This is a genomic window from Mesoflavibacter zeaxanthinifaciens DSM 18436 (genome assembly GCF_000422365.1).
In the GTDB taxonomy this organism is placed as follows: Bacteria; Bacteroidota; Bacteroidia; order Flavobacteriales; family Flavobacteriaceae; genus Mesoflavibacter; species Mesoflavibacter zeaxanthinifaciens.
Map to the genome: position 1 here is coordinate 77,702 of NZ_AULQ01000009.1, position 23,900 is coordinate 101,601.

Here is a 23,900-nt window from a genome sequence, read left to right on the forward strand (position 1 = left end):
TCTATGGTGTAAAGCTAACTTAATAGTTTAAAATAGTTTTACGGTAAACCGTAAGTTGAATAAATTAAATTAGACCAGTATCTTTTGTTATTGATACTAAGTGTATTGCGTTTTGAGCATTAAAGTATAATTTAAGTTTATTTATTTTTTTTTCTATTGAACTTAAACTGTTAGGCGATATATTTTTCTGTTTAAAATTACTGCTAATTTCATCTTGAGATAATCCTATAGATAATAGTTTTAATAACTCGATGTCATAGTCTGTTATTTCTAAATGATTTTTAGATTTTAAACGATCAGAAATTGATGGTGAAAGATATGTTTTTTTATCATAAACATCAATTATGGCATTTTTTAATTCTTTTAAACCATTTCTTCCTTTACATACGTAAGCACTTACTTTATTATTAGAATAAAGTTGTTTTACATTTTCTAGTCTATCTTCAATACTATAAACTATAATTTTTAAATCAGGATGTTCTTGGGTTAATGTATTAATTAAATCTTTACCAGAATTAAATTTTTGTTCACGATGATCTGCAATAAAAGATAAGTCTGTAATAAATAATTGATAAGGGTTTTTGTCTAGATAACCTTTTTTTAATTTTAAATACGCATCATCACAATAAAGTGTTTTATCTATATTGCTAATATTTAAACTTTCAAGTGTGCTTAAAACACCTTGGCTAATACTATCTAAGTCATCAGAAATTAAAACTTTTTTGAACATTTTAAATTATAATTTTTGCTTTAAAACCATTATTTGGTTTAGTATCAAAAGTAATAGTTCCTTTTAAGGTATTTATACGGTTTTCCGTATTCTTCAAACCATTTTTAAAATTTAGATTAGTACCAATACCATTATCTGTATATTGAAGTTCTAGTTTTTTACGATTTGTATTAATTTTAATTACTACTAAATTAGCTTGACTATGTTTTTTTGTGTTAGTTAAAAGCTCTTGTAATACGCGGTAAATAGTTATTTTTTTATGCTTGTTAATTTTGTTCCAGTCAATATCAGAAAAACCATTACTTACAACTTTACATTGGTTGTTAGAATAGCTAGAAAAGAGATCTTTTAATTCGTCTTTAAAATTAGATTTTTCATTTATTACATTAATTTCTTTAGAGATATCTCTAGTCTTGTAGTATATATCTTCTATGGTGTCTAATTGTAGCTGTTTATCTAATTTGTTTTCATTTAAAACAATCATATATTTATAAATGTCGTTTGCTACTTCATCATGTATTCTTTTAGAGATGTTGGTTTCAGTTTGGTAGATTTGTTCTAATTTTTGTTTTTTGTGTCTTATGTTTAATAAATACAAGAATAATACAACTAGTATTATTGTAAAGATTAAGCTAAACTTGTAGATGGTTTTTTGGTTTTTTTGCTTTTCAGTTTCTAGTAAGCTTTTATTTACATTATACTTTAAAAGAGAGTATTGATTTTTATTGATGTTTCTTACTTTTTCTAAACTGTCTGTAAGTTTTAAAAACTCATTAATGTTGTAATTATTATTGGTTTTAAGTTTTAATTTAATAGCATCTATTTGATAAGAAGGACTATTAATTAGTTTGGATATATTGTAAGCTAGATCACTATATTTTTTTGCAGAGTCGATATTATTCTTGCTAAAGTAATAATTGAAATGGCTTTTATAACTTGGGTATAATTGCGAATAATCTTTAAGTTTCTGGCGTATTTTTAGTGATTTTTTTAGATAAGTATAAGCTTCTGGGTCTTGTAAAATAGTCTTTACGGCTCCAAGATTGTCAAGTATTCTAGCTACCTCGGTTTGATCATTAATTTTATGTAATAACTCTTTAGCTTTTAGTAGGATGTTGTTAGCCTTTTTAAAATCTTTATTAGCCTTATATGTTGTAGCAATATTATTGTAAATGACAACACTATCTTTAGTAGTACTAGCAATTTTAAGCGATTTGTTGTAAAAATTTAGCGCTTGATCATTAAAGTTTAATGCTTTATAAATTTTACCTAATAATGTGTAAAGACTTTTTTTATAGCTTGTTTTAAAGTCAGAGTCGGCAATTTTATCAATAATTTTTAAAGCTTGCACAGCATTATATTCGCTATCATAGTAAAAGCCTAAAGTGTAGTCAATTTTAGAAAGGTTGTAGTAAATATAAGTTTTGTCTAAATCAGATCTTTTTTCTTTCTCTTTAGACAAGTAGTTATAAGCATCAAAAAGATCTTTGTTAGAGTTTATCGAGGTTATTTTTTCAATAAAAAACTGTAGACTATCTATTTCAGTTTTACTAAAAGCTATTTTAATACTCATAAAATAGCAAGCAAAAAAAGAAAATAATATTAATAGTGATTTATTATTCATAAATCAAAAATATAACAATACGTATAAAGCAGGAATATTATTTTAAGAAATTTCTTTCAGAATAAATTATTAAAAAATAAATAAAACCCTGTAAAATAAACACTTTACAGGGTTTTATGTGGAGTCGGAGAGACCACTTTAACTAAAAATCGCTCCTTACTCAAATAATTGAGTTTCCTTTAAAGCTGCTATTAAAATCAAAGGTTTGTAGTGTAAATCTTTAAAAAATACTTTTAATAGGTTTCGATTAGTTTGTTTTAATTTTAGTTTTACCGTACAAATGCCGTACATATTTTGTATATTGCTTTATCAATATAGGCAAAATGGCAAGCGTAAATTTTTTATATCGCTCAAGCAAGAGCGAAGCGTATTTAAATATACGGCTTTTATTTAGGTTTCATGATTCTGAATTTAAAAAGGGTTACAAGGATATTGTTCTAGGAGCAAAGACTAAGCTCAAGGTTAGTGAGCATTACTGGAACAAGCAGCACAATCTAAAACGTGTTAAAGATGTTGAGGTTGTTAATAGGCAGTCAGAAGTTAATGCAGAGCTTAACAGTATCAAAAGCTATGTTCTAGATGCTTTTGAAAAATCTGATCCAAGTAACGTTGATAAAGAATGGCTTGTTAGTGCTTTAAATGATTATTACAGTCCTAAAACTAAAGCTCAAAAAATACCAGAAGATTTAATCTCGTTCATCAAATACTACATTGAAGAACGTCAAGAGGATATTTCAGAAGCTTCAATAAAAAAATTCAATGTCATCCGTAACAAAATGATTAGGATGCAAGCGGCTAGAGGTAAAACTATTTTAATTAGTGAAATAGGAGAAACTTTTAAGCAGGAGTTAATCAAATACTATAAAAAAGAAAAATATTCTCAAAATACTATACAAAGAGAGTTAGTGTTCATTAAGTCATTTTGCAAATATGCCAAAAAGAAAGGTTTGCCAACGCATCCAGAACTATTAGATCTCAAGGTAAAAAAAGAACCAGTTAAGAGTATATATCTTTCATTTGAGGAGCTTGAAAAAATTCAAAATAAAGAATACTCTAAAGAGCATCTTGATAACGCTAGAGATTGGCTAATAATTAGTTGTTATACGGGACAAAGAATTAGTGACTTTATGAGGTTTACATCTGATATGATAAGAGTAGAAAACGGAAAATCATTAATTGAATTCAAGCAGAAAAAAACAAACAAGTTAATGACTATACCTGTGCATCCAAAAGTGCAAGAGATACTTAATAAAAGAGATGGACAGTTTCCTAGAGCAATTTCGGACCAGAAGTACAACGATTACATAAAAACAGTTTGTCAGTTAGCTAAGATAAATGATAAGGTTAGTGGTAAGGTACAAGCAAACATAGATCCAGAAGCAGATAAATCAAAAATTAGACGTGTACCTGGTAAATACGAAAAATGGAAACTTGTATCTTCTCATGTAGGTAGAAGATCCTTTGCTTCAAATTTTTACGGACACAATAATATTCCAACCAGTTACTTAATTTATGTTACTGGTCATACTACAGAAGCAGCATTTTTAAATTATATAGGCAAGAGTAATAAAGATCTTGCGCTTGAATTAACTAATTACTTTTAATTATGAGTTTAGATAATCCAAATAAGATTAATCATTATATATCTCAAACAATTTATGAATCAGAATTGTTAGCTGAGAAAGATGCTAAGAAAGAAATAAAACTATCGATTGAAAGTAACAATACTGATGAGATGAAGATGGTTATTGCAGAATATTCACAAATTAATAACCCATACAAATTATTAAATAGTGAATTTGAATTAAAAGTTAAAGATCCTTATAACTTCTTGAATGATACAGATAGATTGAATTTTATAGCTGATGAAATTGCTGATAATTTCAATTATCAGTTTTTAATGGTTGATACAGGAAAAGATGCAAGAAGATTGTATAATCAAATTGATAACATACAAGATGTCGTTTATAGTACAAAAAAGCTAAAAATAAAATCAGAAACCTTTCAAAAGTATCTTAAAACTAAGATTAAACCTCAAGAAAGTTCAGTTGAAGGAAAACCCAAGAACCCACGAAAAAAACCAAAGTACAAAGAGTTTTTTGAGAGTATAGATGAACTAGCTCTATATTTATTTTATATAGAAGAGGAGGTAACTAAGTCAAACAATATGGATTTTGGTAAAAAGTGGGAATGTTCTGGTCACAAATTATATCAAAAATTTAATCGTTATAGACAAATAGGATATAGAACACGTAGCTATGATTCGATAATAAAAGATAGAAATCATAAAAATAGATTAGAAAATGTAAAAAATGTTCTACCTGATGGAAAAAGGGTAGTTATAGAGACTGATCTAAAAGACTTTTTAAAAAATAGTAACTGGTTATAACCAGTTACGCAAAAATAGCTAACCCATATTTGCACAGTAACGATAACAAAGTGCAATTATGGAAAATCCTTTCAAAGTTTTAGAAGAAAAATTATCTGGTATCGAGAAAATGATATCAGATATAAGAACAGCTAAACAGCAAAAGCCAAAAGACGACGAAGATCTATTAACCAGAGATCAAGTATGTAAACTGTTAGATATTAACAGTACAACACTTTGGACATATACCAATCAAGGCAGACTTCAAGCCTATTCAATTGGTAGTCGTAGATATTACAAAAAATCAGAAATAATGCAGGCACTAAAGCCTGTAAAAAAATAAAGCCATGAATACATTCCATACTCACGGCTTTAATGCGGATTATTTCGCTTTTTGCGATACTGCAATATACAAAATTATACTGTTATGAGTAATTCCAAAAATAAAAATAACAGTAAATATTTCAATTTTCCTGTTCAGTTTCTTACTGGTTTTTTGGAGAATCCAATTACAAGCTTAAACATAATTTGTAAGTATTGTTTGTATCATCATTCTCTCAAACTAAATAATAATAAAAAGATAGACAGGTTTATCGCAGCTACTTTCTATTTTGATTTAAGTTACGGTGATGGTGGTCATCAGGCGTATGTAGATGCTATGAATGATGCTGAAAGAATCTATAATAATTCAATTGCTGAGCATGGAGAAAACCCGCCAAAAACAGGGCTTAAAATAGAGGTTTTTAAAAGGTTTATAATTGAAAATAAATCAAAATTTGACTATACCTGTTTGCTAGCTTTTCTAGCTTTAAAAAGTATTATAGGTAAAAAACCATATTGCAAAACAACTAATAACTACTGGTTGGCTAGAATGGATGGGAAAACTCATTCAGTAAATGATAAATCAGAACTGTCAGATCAAATTCAAAAGTTTAGTAACGAGTATCAAACTAAAAAAATTAAATCAGAGCTTCAAAATAGTTGGGGATTAATAACATATTCTAGATATACAAGAGGTTTTTACATTTCCTTTCAAATGAAATTAGAAGATTTAATTTATCAAGCAGAATTAAATAGAAAATCAACTTTAGATAAGCAAAGAAAACTTGAGCAAAAGATAGTTTTAGAAAGGGTTTTAAAAATGATTGAAGAGGGAAAATGACATCACGACCATATGAAGAGCAATACACGACCTATAAAAGAGATTTTGAAAACTGTTTTTTTACTGGTCAACTTATTCTCAAAAATATGACGAGCTATATAAATATACTATACAAAGAGCAATTAATAAGATTTAAATAAAAAGAGAGCGTAAATAAACTCGCGCTAAAAATTAAATTTTCAATTTATACACAATGAAAAAAGAAGCAATTACAGAAGATCAATTTTTATGGAAAGATGAAAAATCCATAAAACAAGAAAAATCTAATATGGTTACAGCTAGTCTTAACCTTAACAGGTTTGTTAAAGAAGCTAGAAGTGTTCTAGGAGGAAAACTTTCAGAAGAGCAAATGATTAAGCTAAAAGATGAAAAATTCAATTATTTAGAAAAAGAAGTTAAAAAGCTTTTTCAGTTTCCTAACGCTTCTGATGAATTTAATTTAAATGCTCTAGGGATAAGTATAGAACCTTTGAGAAAGTATAACAGGGTTTACTGGAAAGGTTACGAATACGACATCATTGATGAAGAGTTTGTACTAAAGGAAGATCAACCGATTTTAGAAAGGTATTATGCTTATGCCGATAATACTCAAAAAAAAGAAATGCTAAGAATAGCCAATACTATTGTTGAGGCCTTTAGAGATGCAAGAACAATAGGGATGGTTAGAAAAGATTATTTAGCAAATGTTTGTGTGGCTTTAAATGGGTTAGTAGTAATTGAAGGAGATTCAAGAGGAATTGGTGATTGTGAGTTACTTGTTAATAAAAAAGGGATTGGATTGTTTAAACCCACAATTAGACAAAATTTCCTTGAAAAATAATTAAATCATGAATACAGAAAGAATTAAATTATTTGAAGCAGATATTGATGTAGATGGTATCATTAAAAAATCTGTTGATTTGAAAAAAGAGATTTATAGCTTAAAGCTTGAGCAACAAAAGCTAAAATCTACAGTTGGAGAAACCAGTGAGGAATTTATTAAAACAGAGGCACGTCTTAAAAAAGTATCTGCTGAGTATAGATTAAACCAAAGACAAGTTGAAAACCTTACAGAAACTAACGGAAAATTATTAAGCGTAGAGCAAAAACTAACTCTTGCTCTTAATAAAGAAGTTTTGTCTATTGATGCTGCCAACAAAAATAACAAGGAACTTAAAAAGATAAGAAACCAGGTTAATATTGAAACCGAAGAGGGACAAAGAGCAATAGCAGAAATTAACGAAAAACTTAACCGTAATACTGATATCATTAAAGGAAATGTTTCAGCATTAGAGGAGCAAAAAATCGGAATTGGTGGTTATAAAGATGCTATAAAAGAAGCTCTAGACGAAACCAATATTTTTAAAGATGGTTTAACTGGTGTAACAAATAATATTCTGGTCCTGTCGGAAAGATCAAAAGAAGCAGGTGGATCAGGTGCATTCTTAAAAAACTCTTTAAAATCTGCAGGTCAAGGATTAGTTTCTCTAACTAAAGCTGCAATTGGTTTTATAGCAACGCCTTTAGGAGCAACTTTGGCTATTCTGGTAGGTGCATTTGCTTTAATCAAAAGCGCGATGAACCGTAGTGAAGAATCAACTAATAAAATTAAACGTGCGTTTTCTGCTTTTCAAGGTATATCCAACGCGCTATTCAAAATTTTACAACCACTAGGAGAATTTTTAATTGATGGAATTGTTAAAGGTTTTGAACTTGCAGAAAAAGCAATCTACAAGGGTATTGAAGTTATAGCTTCTGGATTAGAGTTGTTAGGTTTTGAAGATGAGGCTAAAGCATTAAAAACTTTCAATGCTGAGGTTCAGAAAGGAGCAAAAGATACCAAAGCATTAGCAGATGCAGAGGCAAGATTAGAGAAAGAGCAACGTAAAGCTCAACTTGTTCAGCTTGAATACCAGAAAGCAGCCGAAAAACTGAGACAAATTAGAGATGATACAACTAAATCAATTCCAGAACGTATCCGTGCAAATGCAGCTCTAGGTCAAGTTTTACAAACTCAATTACAGAAAGAATTAGAAATTGCTCAAGCAGCTTTAGAAGTAGCAAATTTACGTATTCAATCAGAGGGAGAAACCAAAGATGCACTAGATCAACAAGCTGAAGCTCTGACAACAATTGCAGATATCCAGGAACGAATAACAGGACAACAAAGTGAGCAAATTAGAGAACGTGTTGCGCTTCAAAAAGAGGCAAACGATCAAGTTAGAGAAGCTGCTGAAAAAAGAATAGAGAAAGCAGAACAAGAGCTTGAGTTTCTTAAAGAGCAAAGAAGATTTAACGAGCAGAATTTAGAGGAATTGAAATTTTTAGCAAATGAAGAAATCAAAATATTAGATAAAAAACTTGAATCTAAGTTACTCTCTGAGACTGAATATGCTACTGAAGTATTAAAGATTAACAATGACTTAAAACAGTTCCAAATTGAAGCTAATGAGACAGAATTAGGAAGAATAATTGAGTTTAATAATCGAAAAAATGAACTTCAAAATGAGATTGATTTAAGAAATATAGAAGATGCTAATCAAAGAGCAATAGCAAAAGCAGAACAGGACTATCAGAGACAGCTTTTAGAACTTGAACAACTAGAACTCAATGAGCAGCAAAAAACAGAATTACTATCATTGATAGAGACTGAAAGAGGTCAGATTATTTCAGAAATTCAACAGAATATTCTGGAGGATAGACTTGCCAAAGAATTGGAAGTAAATAAAAGGCTTATTGAATCTGATGAAACAACAGCCAATATTCGTGCGTCTTTAGCTCAAACATTGACAAGTACACTGACTGGTTTCTTAGGCGATAGCTTGGCGGCTAAACTAGCATCTATTGCGGTTGAAGCAGCAGCACAAGCAGGACTAGTAAAAATTGAATCAGCAGGTGCATCTGCAAGAGTGGCTTCTAATGTAGCAGCAGCAAACGCAGCAGCAATTGCAGCTTCTCCATTAACAGCAGGTTTACCATTTACAGCGTTAAATACAGCTCAAGGTGCAGCTCTTCAAGCAAATATAGGAGTTTCAACAGCTCAAGCAATTAGTAGAATTTTAGCAGGTGCAGCAATTAAATCAATTGGTACCATTGGCGGAAAAATTAAAAAGGCTGAGCATGGAGCTGTTATTGATATTGGTGGTAAACGTCATAGTTCTGGAGGAACTAAGTTCTGGGGAGAAGATGGAACTGCTTTTGAAGCAGAAAAAGATGAAAAAATGTTTATTCTAAACAGAAGAGCATCAGCAGCTATACAACCACTTTTATCTAAAATAAATCAACAATATGGTGGAGTTTCATTAGGAACAACTTCAAGTTACCTCCAATCTGGAGGACAGATACTAAGAGCGAATTCTAATGATAAAGTTGATTATAGCACGCTTAGTAATGTTATATCTGCAGCTGTAGAAAAAGGCTCAGAAATGGGATCGTTAAAAGGTGCGCTTGAGGGATCAAGACAAGGATCACTAGAGGGATCTTATAAAGGAAGTTCACAAGGAACTCATTCAGGTATTGCCGAAAGGATTGAAAACGACAATATCGAAGCAGGAGCAAATTTTTAAACACTTAATAAATACAAATATCATGTCTAGATATTCAAAAGAAAACAGAAAAAAATTGCATGATTCTATGCGAAAAAGAGAATTTATCAAAACAGCAAAAAGAACTGCTGATAATATGAGAAAGTCTATCCATAATGATAATAAAGACGGATATGATCCAGAAAGAGTTAAAGTTCTTAGAGAGGCTAGAAAAAAGAAATAAGCAAAAAATATGTCATTTAATGTCCTATAAAAAGAAAGATGAAAAATAGAGAGTTATCAGATAAGACTTTAGAGAAATACAAGCTTGTTATTGATGAGTGGTTTGTAAATGGATTTAACGGAACCAAAGCTTATCAGCAATTTTATAAACATGCCAAAAACTCAACAGCTGATTCTAATTTTAGAAAAATACTCGGAAATACTCGGATTCAGGAATACATTGAAGATAAGCGTAATAAGCTAATTGAAGAGCTTGAGATTACTCTAAAAAGACAGTTGTATGAATTGGAAGATTTAAAGGAGCGCTCTAAAGTTACAAGAAAGTATAGCACAGCAATTGATGCTATAAAGGAGCAAAACAAGCTTTTAGGATATTATGAAAAAGACAACTCTCAAAAGAGTATTGTGGTTGGATCGGATATAACACCAGAAGAACGCGAAGCAAGAATTAAGTTTTTGCTAAAAAAGAGAGAGCAAGGACTTAAGCGTAAATAGGTTTATTTTTTAAAACGAGAACTATTGCGTTTATCTATTAGCTGTTTAATGTGATCTTGAGAAAGTGGCTTTTTTAAATTAGAGCTGTCCGAACCACCAGACAGCTCCTCTCTAAGTATCGCAGCATCTTTTAATAAACGATGTGCGTTAGCCTCCATGCTTTCAATTAGCATTAATATTTTTTCTCTATCGATTTTATTTGACATCATTTGTGATTTTATACATGATTTCAAATTCAATACCTAGATAATCACAAAGTTTAAATAGCCTACTGTTAGAAAGTCTTGGAGTAGATTGATTTCCTCCAGCTATGCTTTTAATGTTGTAATACTGAGTTCTGCTAATTTGGTATTCACTACTTAGAAGCATATCAGGATTTTTTAATCCTCTCTTTCTCATGTCTAAATCAATACTATTGATTAAAAGACTATAAAATTCTATTTCGTTTTTTATCATTCAACAAAGATAAAAAAAGTACAATTAATTTGTAGTACAAATATTTTGTACTATATTTGAGTGTAACAAAAAGCAAGTAATATGATAGAATCAGACTTAATTTCTACAGAAAGTATTTTAAAAAATCATCCTAACGTTTTGTATTCTAAAGAAGCGAACATAATAGGATCTCATATTGAAAAGCAAAAGGAGATTATAATTCTACCAGTTTACAAAGAACTTACTGGAGATGAAATTGAATTCATTGCAAATCAATATAATATTAAAAATTACCAGGTTATTAAAAAGCAGCAATTATCAGCAGGAACAGGAGAAACGGATCAGTTTGACTGCTTTATTTATATAATAAAATATTGAATTTTATTAGGTGTGAAAAGTAAATAAAATTGTATATTGTAATATATTACATTACTTTTTAAAAAGAGTTCTTATATACCTATATTGATTTAAAATTGTTTAGAGAGCCTATTGAAAAATAGGCTCTTTTTTATTTTTAAATCAATTGTCAATGTGTTGATGTTCGGATAGTATTATATTAGATGTTAAATTGTTTCTATGATCGCAGGGTTGGTTGATAATTAATTTTTCTGCAATTAATTTTACTATTTTAGCGTTAACCGCATTTCCTAAAGCACTAAAACTAGTACTTAGATTTTCTGGTAGTTTTATTCCTTCCATACTTTGCAGAGCAGCTCCTTCTTCTGGAGATATATATCTGTTTTCCCAGCCTATTATTGGAACTTGAGTACTGACAGTTACTAAAGATGGGAATATGTCTGGTTTTTTTATTCTAACTCCTGAGGCTCTAAACTGTATAATATAATCTTTTATGTTTCTTCTTGAGTCACCACAATTCCACTCAAGTTTTTGCCAACTAGAATTATTAAATTTTTTTATTTTCTTAATAACAGAATCTATATTTGTTTTATGTAATTGATAAAACTCCCTATTTTTTCTTATATAATTTTGTTTCCAAGTAGGGAAGACTTCTTGTTTAGTTCTTGCGTATGATGGTAAATTTTTGAATTTATCCTCTCTTGTCATATTTTTTAAAGGAACACCGAAACTTCCTTTGCTTTTTCCTAAAGCCCAATTTGAAGAAGAATACGGTGTGCTAGTTTCGTAAGGATAATCAGCACCAAATTCCATAGCCCATATTGGAAATCCTGGTATTTTAGTTTTTTTAGGAAAAATATCTAAGAATTCTTGCCAAACATTTAAGACATGTTTTTTCTCTTCTTCTAATAGTCTAGTTTTGTGAGCTTGTCTTAAAAAGTCTTTTGTACTTTTTGTAAGAGTGCTTGTCTCTGGCCATTTGAAGTGATTTAGTCCATCTAGACATCCCACAATAAAAAGTCTTTCTCTATGTTGAGGTATGTTAAACTGATGGGGAGAAAATATTTTTTTATCAATAGAATATCCTAAATCTTCAAGTCTTAAAGAAATATAATCCCATGTTTTAAAGTCATCATGAGATTCTAGGTTTCTTACATTTTCTAAAATAAAATATTTAGGCTTATGATAATTTAAAATTTCAGCTAGAATATCAAAAAAACTTCCGTTATTTTCGTCTTTTAATCCCTTTTGTTTACCAGCCTTAGAGAATGGCTGGCACGGAAAACCTGCACATAAGATTTCATGAGAGGGTATTTTATCTGGTGAAATAAGTCTAATATCTCTATTAACCTCAATATTATAATTTTCTTTATAAAGTTTTGCAAGGTTTTCCTTTTTCTCACTTGCAAATACACATTCATGACCCATTTTCGTCAAAGCGAAATGAAAACCTCCTAACCCAGCAAATAAATCAATAAATTTCATTTTTAATTAAATGTAGAGTTACACCATTCCAGAACTTCTGATCTGAGTCCTGTTTCTATGTCTTTGTTATATAGTGAGTTATATATTCTTAACCTATCAAATAACATACCGTAGGTGGAAACTTGTTTTCCAAATTCTTTCAAATCAACATAATCAACAGTTGAAATAGATTCTATAATATTTTTGCTATACCAATAAATATATTTTGTCCACCTTTCTAGAGGTATCTGTTTCTTTTTACTCCAGTGTTTTCCTGCGGCACATTGTTGTAAAACATATAGATTAGAGGATCTATTATCGTTAAATTTTTTATAGCCTATTACATCTACTCCGTCATCTTTATAATCATTATTAGCTTGCATTCCTCTATGCTCATGAAATAGATAAGATAACTCATCTAAGTATTCGTTTAGGTTTTTGTTTGCAGGAAAACCTAATATGTATACATCTCCATTAATAAAATTTTTTAAAGCATAAGCGGAAATTTTTTCAAATAGTTTAGTCCCTGTGATATCACTGCTAGCTCCATATAAAGAGAAGTGTATACATAAAAAATATTCAGGTACTTCATTCCATTTTTTTAAAGGAGTAATTATGTTATTTTCAACTGAATATAAAGATCTATTAAGATATTTATAGCTTCTATTTTCAATTGTGGCGATCCAGCTATCAATGTCTTCTTCTTTAACCTCTCTCTCATAAGAAAGAGTTCTGTCAACTAAATCTCTAATGATAGATTTAGTTATGGGATTTGCATATAGCAATAAATTATATTCAAGGCATTCTATTTCCCTGCCTACAATAAAACCTACAAAATCTTCCATTATTTCAAATTACTCTTTAATGCATTTAATAGTTTTTCGAGCTCATCAATTTGATTTAATAATTCTTGATCTCCACTGTATTTGTAAGCAAATTGTAATGATGTTTGTAAAGCCCTGGATGCTTTACTTAAATTTTGAGACAAGTAGTCACGCTCACCATTAGTTCTTTCATAAGCTTCATCGATATTTTTATACTCCCTTAAATACCTTACCGCATCATCACTAGTAACTATATGGCTTAGTTTACTCGTTATTTTTCTAGAATCAGTTAATACAGGTTCTATTCCCTTGTTTCTATTCCCAAATACCCAAGTTAGAACCTCTTCAAACTCTTCGAGTTTATTTTCAGGAACTAAATAATCTTCATTGAAATCAACTTTTTTATAAGGGTCTACACCAATATAATCTCTAATAGAACCTGAATTATAAAGGACCTGCAGCAGAGAGAATCTATTTAAAATAGGTTTTACATCATAGTTTTCTAGTCTGTTTTCTGCTTCTCTAAATATTTTGTATGTTACATATTGTTTTCTTAAAACGTCTGATCTGTCGGCTACAACTTGCTGTACGTTTTTAATAGCTTCATTTGTCTGAGAACCTTCTTCAACTTTTTCCTGAATCATTTCAGCTACATAAGCAGCCTTAGCAAATGCTTCCCATTTTAATAATCCAGCTATATGTCTTACACCTAAATACGGAGAAACATCTTTCTTGTTTTTGTAAAGAATACTAGGTATGACAGATATATCTTTTCTTATATCAGGATCATCAAGTTTTGGATAAAGTTTGTTTATTCCTAAGTCTTCTCTTAAGTTGTTATTTAAGAGTAGTTTAATAGTTGACACTCTTCTGTTTCCTTCAACAACAGTAAATGAAATTTCCTTTTTATCAATAAGATCTTGAAGCTGTTTTTCTAACTCTTCATTACTATAGTTATCATAAGAAAAATTATGTGGTAAATCTTTAGGAACTACTATTATAGGCTCCTCATCAAAATAACCATTTTCTATAAGGGAAAGAGCTATAACTTCAGTATCAAAGTGTTGATACATGACTGATATTAAGTCTAATTCTGTAAAATCTTCATCTTGAACATACTGAACTAATCTTGGATTACTTTCATCTAAATGTATAAGATCTATGGGTATTTCTAATTGAGGTTTTTTTCCTCCTTTACCTGCGAATGTTTTTGTCATTTAAAGCCTTTTAATTGGACAACTACAACAAATATATTATAATTGGCCATAATTTTAATACAGAATACTGTATAAGTTAGTAAAATTAGAGTGAATGCAAAGTGTTCTTAGTAAACTTATTTTTCATAATTTTTTGACTAATAAGTTTTAATATCTAATTTTACTGTACATAAATCATACATAATCATAAAAAATAAAACCTTAATCAGTTTATTTTCAATTGATTAAGGTTTTTTTCTGTGGAGTCGGAGAGAATCGAACTCTCGTCCAAACAAGTAACCAAATAGCTTTCTACACGTTTAGTCTTTTCTTGTGTTTTCATCAGCAACCTGGTTAAAGACAACCTAGTTACTGCCTATCTTCTTAAAGTTTCGATTTAGCATCAAAGCGCTACCAAATCTATATTGACATTTACGATGCCTCAAAAAGGAACGCCGCCAATCAAGGCTTTCCAGAGACATTTAGCTTGCTTACCTTGTAAGCCTAGGCGTAATCTTACTATAATTCAGATTAGGCAGCTAAAGCGTAGTTATTCTCGCCGTTTAAAAAGTTGACCTAGCGTTTTACGTGTCTCATAGTCGTTACACGACGTGCTTACCATTTAATTAATCTCGCTGTCAAAACCAGTCGACCCCAATTTTATGGCGTTACCCACTTTTGCTTTTAATGGCAAAAGTGCGTCAGGCTTTCGGTAGTCGCAATCAAAGATGTGCTCCAACAATACCTCAATCCTTAACGCGGTCCTAAACCAAAAGTTAGTTTTAAAAACCTTTTAAAGTAAAGGACTGCGAATTTACTAAAAATAATGTATCAAAAAATATACCAACACACATTTATAAAAAACTTAAGAAAAAATGACATAAAAATAATTACATTAAAATAAAAAAATGATACGACAAGGAAGTAAGGTAAAATGGAAATGGGGAAGCGGGACAGCAATAGGAAAAGTGCAAGAAACTTACACAAAACAAATAACAAAAACCATTAAAGGAACAGATGTAACAAGAGATGGAACTACAAATAATAAAGCACTATACATTAAACAAGATGAAGGAGATTATGTCTTAAAACTAGAAAATGAAGTTGAAAAAGTAGAATAAAATTTCATTTGCTAAAGCTTAATAATAAAGGTATTTTAGCAGGATTAAAATGTAATACATGAAATTCGCAATAATAAAAGAACGTAAAAATCCACCAGATAGACGCGTTGTATTTTCACCAAAAGATTTAAAAACACTAAAAGATAATTTTCCAGAAGCAAACGTAGTAGTAGAAGCTTCAGATATTAGGGTTTTTCCAGATAAAGACTATTCAGATTTAGGATTTACAGTAACTCAAGATGTCTCAGAAGCAGACGTCATGTTAGGTGTAAAAGAAGTGCCAATAGACGCTTTAATTCCTAATAAAAAATATTTTTTCTTCAGTCATACTATAAAAAAGCAACCTTATAATCGTAAGCTGCTAAAAGCCATCTTAGAAAAAAATATCGAGCTATACGATCACGAAACCATCGTTAAAGAAAGCGGAGCACGATTAATAGGTTTTGGTCGCTACGCAGGATTAGTTGGTGCTTACAATGGGTTTAGGGCTTTAGGATTACGTGATGGTTTGTTTGAACTACCAAAAGTAGAACACTTAAAAGATTTAGATGAGGTAAAAGCAGAGCTTGATAAAATAAAATTACCAAACATAAAGATTGTGCTTTCCGGAACAGGTAAAGTAGCAAAAGGCGCTAAAGAAATTTTGGACCATTTAAAAATTAAAGAAGTAAGTGATGCGTTATACTTAACGTCAGATTTTACAGAGCCTGTTTATTGTATGATAGATGTTATGGAATATAACAAACGCAAAGATGGTAAAGTAGGAAGTAGACCAGAGTTTTATAAAGATCCAAGCGATTACGAAAGCAATTTTATGCCTTACGCTAAGGTAACCGATTTTTTTATCGCTGGTCATTTTTATGGTGATGGCGCACCTTATATATTTACAAGAGAAGATGCAAAACATCCAGATTTTAAAATTAATTTAGTAGCAGATGTGTCTTGTGATATTGACGGACCAGTTGCTAGTACAATAAGACCTTCAACAATTGCAGATCCATTTTATGGTTACGATCCTAAGACAGAAAATGAAGTACCATACAATGCAAAAGGAGCAATTACCGTTATGGCTGTAGATAATTTACCTTGTGAATTACCAAAAGACGCAAGTGAAGGTTTTGGTGAGATGTTTTTAAAATCGGTGATACCTGCATTTTTTAATGGTGATAAAAATGGTGTTTTAAAACGAGCAAAAATGACAGAAAACGGAAAGTTAACCAAACGTTATGCGTATCTACAAGATTATGTAGAAGGAAAAGAATAAGGTTAATTCTCTTTTGTAATTATTTTAATTTACCTTTAGTTTAGTATTCAATGTTTTAAGTATGAAGTTTTCAAAACTAATTTACACCTTAGTATTTCTTTTTTTAGTAGTTTCTTGTGAAAAGGATAATAATATACCTATCAACCAACAACAAGAAGATGGGTTATCTGATAATCCATTCTTTTCTAATTTTGGATCACAAATTTCAGCAGACTTTATAGGTCGAGTTGTAGATGAAAATAATGAGCCAATTATAGGTGCAAACATTACTTTAGGTAGCGGATTTGCAATAACAGACGTTAATGGTGTTTTTGCAGTTAACGATGTTTCTGTCTACGAAAGCTTTGCGTACATAAGAGCATCAAAACAAGGTTACATTTCTGGATCTAGAGCATTAGTGCCAACACAAGGTGTTAATCAAGTTAAAATAATGTTGTTAGATGCTACACCAAATGCAACAATAGTTTCTGGTCAAGCTATAACAATTGATTTGCCAAACGGAACCAAAGTTGATTTTGATGGTAATTTTGAAACTTCAACAGGATTTGCATATCAAGGTAATGTAGATGTCGTGTTAAGACATTTAAATCCAGATGAAGAAGATATGAATCTACAAATGCCAGGTATGTTAATAGCTCAAGATGCGGCTGGAGATTTAAGAGCTTTAGAAACTTATGGTATGATTGCTGTAGAACTAATTGGAGAAAATGGTGAAGATTTAAATATTGCATCTGGTAGTACAGCAACTATAACTGTTCCCATGCCAACTAATGCTACAAATCCGCCAACAACAATACCATTATGGTATTTTGATGAGCAAAATGGATATTGGGTAGAAGAAGGTGAAGCTATCTTAATTGGTAGTGAATATGTAGGTGAAGTATCACATTTTAGTTTCTGGAATTGTGATGCGCCTTTTGATGTTGTTCAAACTTGTATAATATTACAAGATAATAACGGTAATCCATTGTCTAGCTTATATACACAACTAACGCTACAAACAACTACATGGAATTCAACTACAGGAGGATATACAAATAGTAACGGGGAAGTTTGTGGTTTAGTAGCTGCAAACGAAGCATTAACTTTAACCGTTCCTAATTATGGCTGTGATATGTTTACAACAACAGTAGGACCATTTTCTGCAGATGATACAGTTACTGTTACAGTAACAAATTCAACAGAACAAATTACAACACTAACAGGAATGTTTAATGATTGTGATGGAAATCCAATTACCAACGGGTATATGCAATTAGTTAATGGTAACAATGCGCAAATTATACCTGTTACTGATGGAACCGTAAACGAAAGTATTAGTTATTGTGCTTCAGATAGCTCATATATAATAAATGTAGTAGATGTGGCTGGAGGACAAGAAACTGATGTTTTAACTGGAAATTTCACAACAAATACAGATTTAGGAACAACATCAACCTGTATCACTTTAGGAGATTTTGACAATGATGGTGTTTATGATATAGATGAAGATATTAATGGAAACGGAAATTTATTAGATGATGATACTGACCAAGATGGTATACCAGATTATCAAGACCAAGATGATGATGGTGATGGAATAAATACTGCAGATGAAGTTTATGGAAGTAATACAAACCCAGTGGAACAAGATAGCGACGGAGACAATGTTCCTGATTATTTAGATCCTCAAGATGTAGCTGTTTATAGCGCAGAATGGTTCTCAGAAGATTGCGATGGATTGACTTATGATTTAGAACAGTTTAATGACAATTACATAAACTCAAACATAACTTTTCATGAAACTCAAGCAGATGCAGATGCTAACGTTAATCCTATTGCAACTCCATTTTCAAATTCTAGCGGACTAACAGTTTTATATGTAAGAGTTGAAAATACAGTATCAAATCAAGTATCAACAAACGGAATGTTTTATTTATTAGGTCCTCCAACATTTATAGATTCTGATAATGATGGCTTATTTGATTGTGAAGAACTAACCGGTATCGATAACGGTCAATCTACAGCTAATCCTAACGGAAACATCACAGATCCGGATAATCCAGATACCGATGGAGATGGTGTTAATGATGGTGATGAAGCAACAAATGGAACCGATCCAAACGATGCTACAGATTTTTAAATTTGAAAATAAAAATTAGTGTCTAATTTACTTTTTTATTAAATTTAAATCTAACTAAAAAACAAAAAATTATGCTTGGGTTATTATTAATTATAGCAAATATTACTGGAGGAATTTTGCTTGGTCTGTCAACATTAGATAAATGGGATGGAGAAAGTAACTTTTTTAACAAAATCGCAGGTGTTTTAGCGCCTTTTCAAACTATAATTGGTGGCGCATTAGTCGTAATACCATTGTTAAGACTATTTGGAGGTCATTTTAGTTTATATGGTATTATGAGTATTCTTGGTGGTGTTTTGCTACTTACACACGTATTTGGTAAAGCGCCTGCGTTTGAAAATTCATTAAGAAAATTATCAGACAAGTTAATGCCTTTTAAAGCGATTATCGGAATTGTTTTATTAGTGATTGGTATTTTAGCCATATTCTAAAATGAATCCTGCAGAACAATATATATTAAATCAGCCCGAACCTTTTCGGGCTATTTTATTGCATTTACAAATTTTAGTAGAACACACTTTACCAGAAATAGAATTAAAATACAAGTATAAAATCCCATTTTACTACTTAAAAGGAAAGCCTTTTTGTTACTTCAATGCTAGTCATAAAAAGCAATTTGTAGATGTTGGTTTTGTAAAAGGACCAGAAATAAAAGTACATCAAGAATATCAAATTACCGAAAATCGTAAAAAAATGATGTCACTTAGATATACGTCTTTAGATGCTATAAATGATAACATTTTTATAGATGTGTTGAAAGCAGCTAGTGAATTGTATTGAAAAACAAATAGCTCTATCATCAAAGGTAATATTCATTATCATCACTTCGAGTGATTTTACGAAGAGTAGCTAAGTAAAATTGTATCGAGAAGTATAAACTTAAAGTTCTCGATACATTTTTTATTCCATTTAAAATTGCATAAAAAACACTCGAACTGACGTAGTTTTATAAACAACTATATTAGAAATATAATTAGTGATAATTCGTGTAATTGGTGTCACTAATTAAAAACTCTGCACCAACTTTCTAATCGCTACCAAATTAGTTAGTAAACCTTCTAAATTATCTAAGTGTAGCATGTTTGCTCCATCGCTTTTTGCGTTAGCTGGATCAAAATGTGTTTCGATAAATAAACCATCTACATTATTTACAACGCCAGCACGCGCAATAGTTTCGATCATATCTGGTCGTCCGCCTGTAACACCAGCGCTTTGGTTAGGTTGTTGTAAAGAATGTGTAACGTCTAAAACTACAGGCGCATAGTGTTTCATTGTAGGAATACCTCTAAAATCTACAATCATATCTTGGTAACCAAACATAGTACCACGATCGGTAATCCAAGCTTTGTCACTTCCTGCATCCTTTACTTTTTGTACAGCGTGTTTCATCGCTTCAGGACTCATAAATTGTCCTTTTTTAAGGTTGACTACTTTTCCTGTTTTTGCAGCAGCAACAACCAAATCGGTTTGACGTACTAAAAACGCTGGGATTTGTAATACATCTACGTATTGTGCTGCTTTTGCAGCATCGCTAACTTCATGTATATCTGTAATGGTAGGGACATCAAATTTTTCAGACACTTTAGCAAGAATTTCTAATGCGTTTTCATCGCCAATACCTGTAAAACTATCAATACGACTACGATTTGCTTTTTTAAAACTACCTTTAAATACGTAAGGTATATTTAGCTTATCGGTAATGCTAACTACTTTTTCGGCAATACGGTAAGCCATGTCTTCGCCTTCAATAGCGCATGGACCACAAAGTAAAAAGAAGTTATTATTATCTGTATGTTTGATTTTAGGTATATCTTGAAGTGTCATTATTATAGTTTTAGATGTCACAAAGATACTATTAATGACTGAAATAAATAGGCTTTTATTTTTAGTTGAAATAAATAATCTTGGCAAACACATGCATTAGCGATTGAAGAATTGTTGGAGCACATCTTTGATTGCGACTTCTGAAAGCGCGACCCTTTGTAACTTGTTAATAATCTTTGTTTTAGTCTAAAAATTGGCGTTGTTACAAAGGGTAATGCCCAATTAAAAAATAAAGTGTTGAATATATATAATTTATACCTACCTTTGCACGCTTAAAATAAGGCACTATTTATGGCTAAGATTAAAAACATTGCAATTATTGCGCACGTAGACCACGGTAAAACAACGCTGGTTGATAAAATTATGTATCACTGTCAGTTATTTAGAGAAAACGAAAATACTGGTGATTTAATTTTGGATAATAACGATTTAGAGCGTGAACGTGGTATTACGATTACCTCTAAAAACGTATCTGTTACTTATAAAGACACTAAAATTAATATTATTGATACACCAGGTCACGCCGATTTTGGTGGAGAAGTAGAGCGTGTTTTAAACATGGCAGATGGTGTGCTTTTATTAGTTGATGCTTTTGAAGGACCAATGCCTCAAACGCGTTTTGTACTTCAAAAAGCTATTGATTTAGGGTTAAAACCTTGCGTAGTTGTAAACAAAGTTGACAAAGAAAACTGTACACCGGATGAGGTACACGAAAAAGTGTTTGACTTAATGTTTGAACTTGGTGCAGAAGAGTGGCAATTAGACTTCCCGACAGTTTATGGTTCTGCAAAGAACAACTGGATGAGTGAAGATTGGAAGCAACAAACAGAAAACATCGAGCCATTATTAGATATGGTTATCGAGCATATTCCTGAACCAAAAATTGAAGAAGGAACAACGCAAATGTTAATCACGTCTTTAGACTACTCTAGTTTTACAGGTCGTATTGCTATTGGACGTTTAACGCGTGGCGACTTAAAAGTTAACCAACAAATTACGTTAGTAAAACGTGATGGTTCTAAGGTGAAAAGTAGAATTAAAGAATTACACGTCTTTGAAGGTTTAGGTCGTATAAAAGTAGATCAAGTACAAACTGGAGATATTTGTGCAATTGTTGGTCTTGATGGTTTTGAAATTGGTGATACTGTTGCCGATTTTGAAAATCCAGAAGGATTAAAAACTATTGCAATTGACGAGCCAACAATGAGTATGTTATTTACCATTAACGATTCGCCTTTCTTTGGAAAAGACGGAAAGTTTGTAACGTCAAGACATATTAAAGACCGTTTAACAAAAGAGTTAGAAAAAAACTTAGCCTTACGTGTACAAGAAACTGATAGTGCCGATAAATTTATGGTCTTTGGTCGTGGTGTATTACACTTATCGGTTTTAATCGAAACGATGCGTCGTGAAGGTTATGAGTTACAAATAGGTCAGCCACAAGTAATTATTAAAGAAATTGATGGTGTAAAATGTGAGCCAGTTGAAGAAATGACTATCGATTTACCAGAAACAGTTTCTGGTAAAGCAGTAGAGCTTGTAACAATGCGTAAAGGTGAAATGATGAGTATGGAAGCTAAAGGAGACCGTATGGTTTGTGAGTTTATCATTCCGTCAAGAGGTATCATCGGTTTACGTAACCAATTATTAACAGCAACTGCAGGAGAAGCAATTATGGCACACCGTTTTAAAGAATATCAACCAGTAAAAGGTGGTATTCCAGAAAGACAAAATGGATCTTTAGTATCTATGGAAAACGGTCAAGCTATTCCTTATTCTATTGATAAATTACAAGAAAGAGGAAAGTTTTTTATCGATCCAGGAGAAGATATTTACGAAGGTCAAGTAATTGGAGAAAACTCTCGTCAAGATGATATGACTGTAAACGTTACAAAAACTAAAAAGTTAAGTAACGTACGTAGTGCTGGAGCAGACGATAAAGCTAAAATTGTACCTGCAATTAAGTTTTCTTTAGAAGAAGCTTTAGAATACATACAAAAAGATGAGTATGTAGAGGTAACACCAAACCACTTACGATTACGTAAAATTTTACTAAAAGAAGTAGAGCGTAAGCGTAATAAAGCTTTGTAAAAAGTGACCGATACTACCATATCAAATCCTTTGCTTAGGCGCATTGTACACTCTAAATATATAGATGTACTTGGAGTAGTTTTGGTAGTTGGAATTACACTTTACAGAAACTTTCATGAAACTATATATTATGAAGGAGGTATCCGTTTTGGGATACCTTTTTCTAGTTTATGGAGCTATATAGAAAAAGGCGCTTTCCCAATAGGTATTTTATCTATTTTAGGAGCTGTTTTTTCTTTATTAGCTACACGTTTTTTAGTTAGACAAAGTAATATAGGTAACGTAATTTGGATTTTTACAACTATAAATTCTGGAGTTATAGATTATTTATTTGGCAATCATTCAGCTATAATAACTTATCCTTTAACCTTTGGATTAGCGTTATTGTCTACAAAAAAATGGTATGAAGGCGAACGTATTAAAAATGCAGATTTTAGGTATTGGATATTATTTATTGTTGCATTTATAATTTCGTATAGTCTTGTATATTTAGGGTTTTATTGGTTTGGTACAACAATAACCAATCCAATTTTTAAACATACAATTGCAATTATTTTTGGAATTTCTATTATAGGAAACGTTGGTATTGTATTTAAATACAAACAGTCCTTTTTAGTCTGGACATTTTATAATTTTGCGCAAATAGTAAAGAATTTTATTCAAGGTAATTTAGCTAATGTTATCAAATATGTGTTTTATTTAAGCAATGCTATTTTAACCTATTTTGATTGGCATCTTAATGGAGATGTAAAAACTTTAAAAGAAAAATAAATGGAACTATTCGGTATAACTCTAACGGAATATATTGGCTATTTAGCCTCTTTTTTTGTCTTACTTTCATTTACAATGAAAAATGTAAAAAGACTAAGAATTGTTAACATGATTGGTTGTACATTATTTATAATTTATGGTTTTATGATGCCAACCGTTAGAGTTGGTTTGCCTATAATTATAGCAAACGCAGCAATATTTTGTGTTAACTTTTATTATGCGTTTTTAAAGAAAAATTAGTACTTTCAAAGCTGTAAAAACAGTTATTCTATTTATTCAGTACTTAAATATTCAGCATCACATCTT

Annotated in this window: 25 protein-coding genes and 1 other RNA gene; 17 read left to right on the forward strand and 9 right to left on the reverse strand. The window is 30.9% G+C overall.

Annotated elements, in window-relative coordinates; all coding sequences use genetic code 11:
* Window positions 1–64: 64 nt before the first annotated feature.
* Entirely contained in the window at window positions 65–730 is a 666-nt protein-coding gene (locus tag H574_RS0109715) for a response regulator transcription factor (protein WP_027880394.1), read from the reverse strand.
* 1 nt (window position 731) lies between these two features.
* Window positions 732–2,303, reverse strand: coding sequence for a tetratricopeptide repeat-containing sensor histidine kinase (locus H574_RS0109720; RefSeq protein ID WP_027880395.1), 1,572 nt, complete (start codon window positions 2,301–2,303; stop codon window positions 732–734).
* A gap of 374 nt (window positions 2,304–2,677) precedes the next feature.
* Here H574_RS0109720 and H574_RS0109730 point away from each other — a divergent pair, with 374 nt between their 5' ends.
* From H574_RS0109730 to H574_RS0109765, 8 genes are all read left to right on the forward strand, one after another.
* Complete coding sequence (locus H574_RS0109730) at window positions 2,678–3,958, forward strand: phage integrase SAM-like domain-containing protein (RefSeq protein WP_027880396.1); 1,281 nt, start codon at window positions 2,678–2,680, stop codon at window positions 3,956–3,958.
* A 2-nt stretch (window positions 3,959–3,960) separates the two neighbouring features.
* Entirely contained in the window at window positions 3,961–4,743 is a 783-nt protein-coding gene (locus H574_RS0109735) for a hypothetical protein (protein WP_027880397.1), read from the forward strand.
* A gap of 58 nt (window positions 4,744–4,801) precedes the next feature.
* On the forward strand, window positions 4,802–5,065 hold the full coding sequence (locus H574_RS0109740) for a helix-turn-helix domain-containing protein (RefSeq protein ID WP_027880398.1): 264 nt from the start codon (window positions 4,802–4,804) through the stop codon (window positions 5,063–5,065).
* A gap of 84 nt (window positions 5,066–5,149) precedes the next feature.
* Window positions 5,150–5,884 carry a hypothetical protein gene (locus H574_RS0109745; RefSeq protein ID WP_027880399.1) on the forward strand — a complete coding sequence of 245 codons (735 nt, stop codon included), beginning with the start codon at window positions 5,150–5,152 and terminating at the stop codon, window positions 5,882–5,884.
* Window positions 5,885–6,077: 193 nt separating this feature from the next.
* Window positions 6,078–6,704 (forward strand): hypothetical protein, encoded by a 627-nt coding sequence (locus tag H574_RS0109750; protein WP_027880400.1) that lies wholly within the window; start codon window positions 6,078–6,080, stop codon window positions 6,702–6,704.
* Between the two features lie 7 nt (window positions 6,705–6,711).
* Entirely contained in the window at window positions 6,712–9,429 is a 2,718-nt protein-coding gene (locus H574_RS0109755) for a coiled-coil domain-containing protein (protein ID WP_027880401.1), read from the forward strand.
* A gap of 22 nt (window positions 9,430–9,451) precedes the next feature.
* On the forward strand, window positions 9,452–9,631 hold the full coding sequence (locus tag H574_RS0109760) for a hypothetical protein (RefSeq protein WP_027880402.1): 180 nt from the start codon (window positions 9,452–9,454) through the stop codon (window positions 9,629–9,631).
* 38 nt (window positions 9,632–9,669) lie between these two features.
* The gene (locus H574_RS0109765) at window positions 9,670–10,125 is read left to right on the forward strand and encodes a terminase small subunit (protein ID WP_027880403.1); all 456 of its coding nucleotides are present in this window, start codon (window positions 9,670–9,672) and stop codon (window positions 10,123–10,125) included.
* Window positions 10,126–10,127: 2 nt separating this feature from the next.
* On the opposite strand, the gene H574_RS0109770 is transcribed toward H574_RS0109765, so the two are convergent.
* Complete coding sequence (locus H574_RS0109770) at window positions 10,128–10,331, reverse strand: hypothetical protein (protein WP_027880404.1); 204 nt, start codon at window positions 10,329–10,331, stop codon at window positions 10,128–10,130.
* A complete protein-coding gene (locus H574_RS0109775) occupies window positions 10,321–10,524 on the reverse strand; it encodes a hypothetical protein (RefSeq protein ID WP_155912637.1) in 204 nt (67 codons plus the stop codon). The genes H574_RS0109770 and H574_RS0109775 overlap by 11 nt, the downstream gene beginning before the upstream one ends.
* Before the next feature lie 138 nt (window positions 10,525–10,662).
* On the opposite strand from H574_RS0109775, the gene H574_RS0109780 reads away from it, so the two are divergent.
* Entirely contained in the window at window positions 10,663–10,938 is a 276-nt protein-coding gene (locus tag H574_RS0109780; RefSeq protein WP_027880406.1) for a hypothetical protein, read from the forward strand.
* A gap of 141 nt (window positions 10,939–11,079) precedes the next feature.
* Here H574_RS0109780 and H574_RS0109785 read toward each other — a convergent pair whose 3' ends face one another.
* From H574_RS0109785 to ssrA, 4 genes are all read right to left on the reverse strand, one after another.
* Window positions 11,080–12,402, reverse strand: coding sequence for a DNA cytosine methyltransferase (locus tag H574_RS0109785; RefSeq protein WP_027880407.1), 1,323 nt, complete (start codon window positions 12,400–12,402; stop codon window positions 11,080–11,082).
* A 2-nt stretch (window positions 12,403–12,404) separates the two neighbouring features.
* Window positions 12,405–13,226, reverse strand: a complete 822-nt coding sequence (locus H574_RS0109790; protein WP_027880408.1) for a hypothetical protein — start codon at window positions 13,224–13,226, stop codon at window positions 12,405–12,407.
* Window positions 13,226–14,422, reverse strand: a complete 1,197-nt coding sequence (locus H574_RS0109795; protein ID WP_027880409.1) for a hypothetical protein — start codon at window positions 14,420–14,422, stop codon at window positions 13,226–13,228. The genes H574_RS0109790 and H574_RS0109795 overlap by 1 nt, the downstream gene beginning before the upstream one ends.
* Window positions 14,423–14,659: 237 nt before the next feature.
* Window positions 14,660–15,057, reverse strand: a transfer-messenger RNA (tmRNA) gene (gene ssrA / locus H574_RS14585).
* 252 nt (window positions 15,058–15,309) lie between these two features.
* Here ssrA and H574_RS0109800 point away from each other — a divergent pair.
* From H574_RS0109800 to H574_RS0109820, 5 genes are all read left to right on the forward strand, one after another.
* Window positions 15,310–15,522, forward strand: a complete 213-nt coding sequence (locus H574_RS0109800) for a hypervirulence associated TUDOR domain-containing protein (RefSeq protein ID WP_027880410.1) — start codon at window positions 15,310–15,312, stop codon at window positions 15,520–15,522.
* Window positions 15,523–15,580: 58 nt separating this feature from the next.
* Window positions 15,581–16,786, forward strand: a complete 1,206-nt coding sequence (locus tag H574_RS0109805; RefSeq protein ID WP_027880411.1) for an NAD(P)-dependent oxidoreductase — start codon at window positions 15,581–15,583, stop codon at window positions 16,784–16,786.
* Window positions 16,787–16,847: 61 nt separating this feature from the next.
* Entirely contained in the window at window positions 16,848–18,908 is a 2,061-nt protein-coding gene (locus tag H574_RS0109810) for a hypothetical protein (RefSeq protein WP_027880412.1), read from the forward strand.
* Between the two features lie 71 nt (window positions 18,909–18,979).
* Complete coding sequence (locus H574_RS0109815; RefSeq protein ID WP_027880413.1) at window positions 18,980–19,339, forward strand: hypothetical protein; 360 nt, start codon at window positions 18,980–18,982, stop codon at window positions 19,337–19,339.
* A gap of 1 nt (window position 19,340) precedes the next feature.
* Window positions 19,341–19,688: a DUF1801 domain-containing protein gene (locus H574_RS0109820; protein ID WP_027880414.1), complete on the forward strand. Its 348-nt coding sequence runs from the start codon at window positions 19,341–19,343 to the stop codon at window positions 19,686–19,688.
* 225 nt (window positions 19,689–19,913) lie between these two features.
* On the opposite strand, the gene kdsA is transcribed toward H574_RS0109820, so the two are convergent.
* The gene (kdsA, locus tag H574_RS0109825; protein ID WP_027880415.1) at window positions 19,914–20,732 is read right to left on the reverse strand and encodes a 3-deoxy-8-phosphooctulonate synthase; all 819 of its coding nucleotides are present in this window, start codon (window positions 20,730–20,732) and stop codon (window positions 19,914–19,916) included.
* Window positions 20,733–21,023: 291 nt separating this feature from the next.
* Here kdsA and typA point away from each other — a divergent pair, with 291 nt between their 5' ends.
* Genes typA through H574_RS0109840 form a run of 3 tightly spaced genes read left to right on the forward strand, consistent with a single transcriptional unit; the run spans window position 21,024 to window position 23,834 of the window.
* Entirely contained in the window at window positions 21,024–22,823 is a 1,800-nt protein-coding gene (typA, locus tag H574_RS0109830; RefSeq protein WP_027880416.1) for a translational GTPase TypA, read from the forward strand.
* A gap of 3 nt (window positions 22,824–22,826) precedes the next feature.
* Window positions 22,827–23,594, forward strand: coding sequence for a nicotinamide mononucleotide transporter (locus H574_RS0109835; RefSeq protein ID WP_027880417.1), 768 nt, complete (start codon window positions 22,827–22,829; stop codon window positions 23,592–23,594).
* Window positions 23,595–23,834 carry a hypothetical protein gene (locus H574_RS0109840; RefSeq protein ID WP_027880418.1) on the forward strand — a complete coding sequence of 80 codons (240 nt, stop codon included), beginning with the start codon at window positions 23,595–23,597 and terminating at the stop codon, window positions 23,832–23,834.
* Window positions 23,835–23,900: the final 66 nt, after the last annotated feature.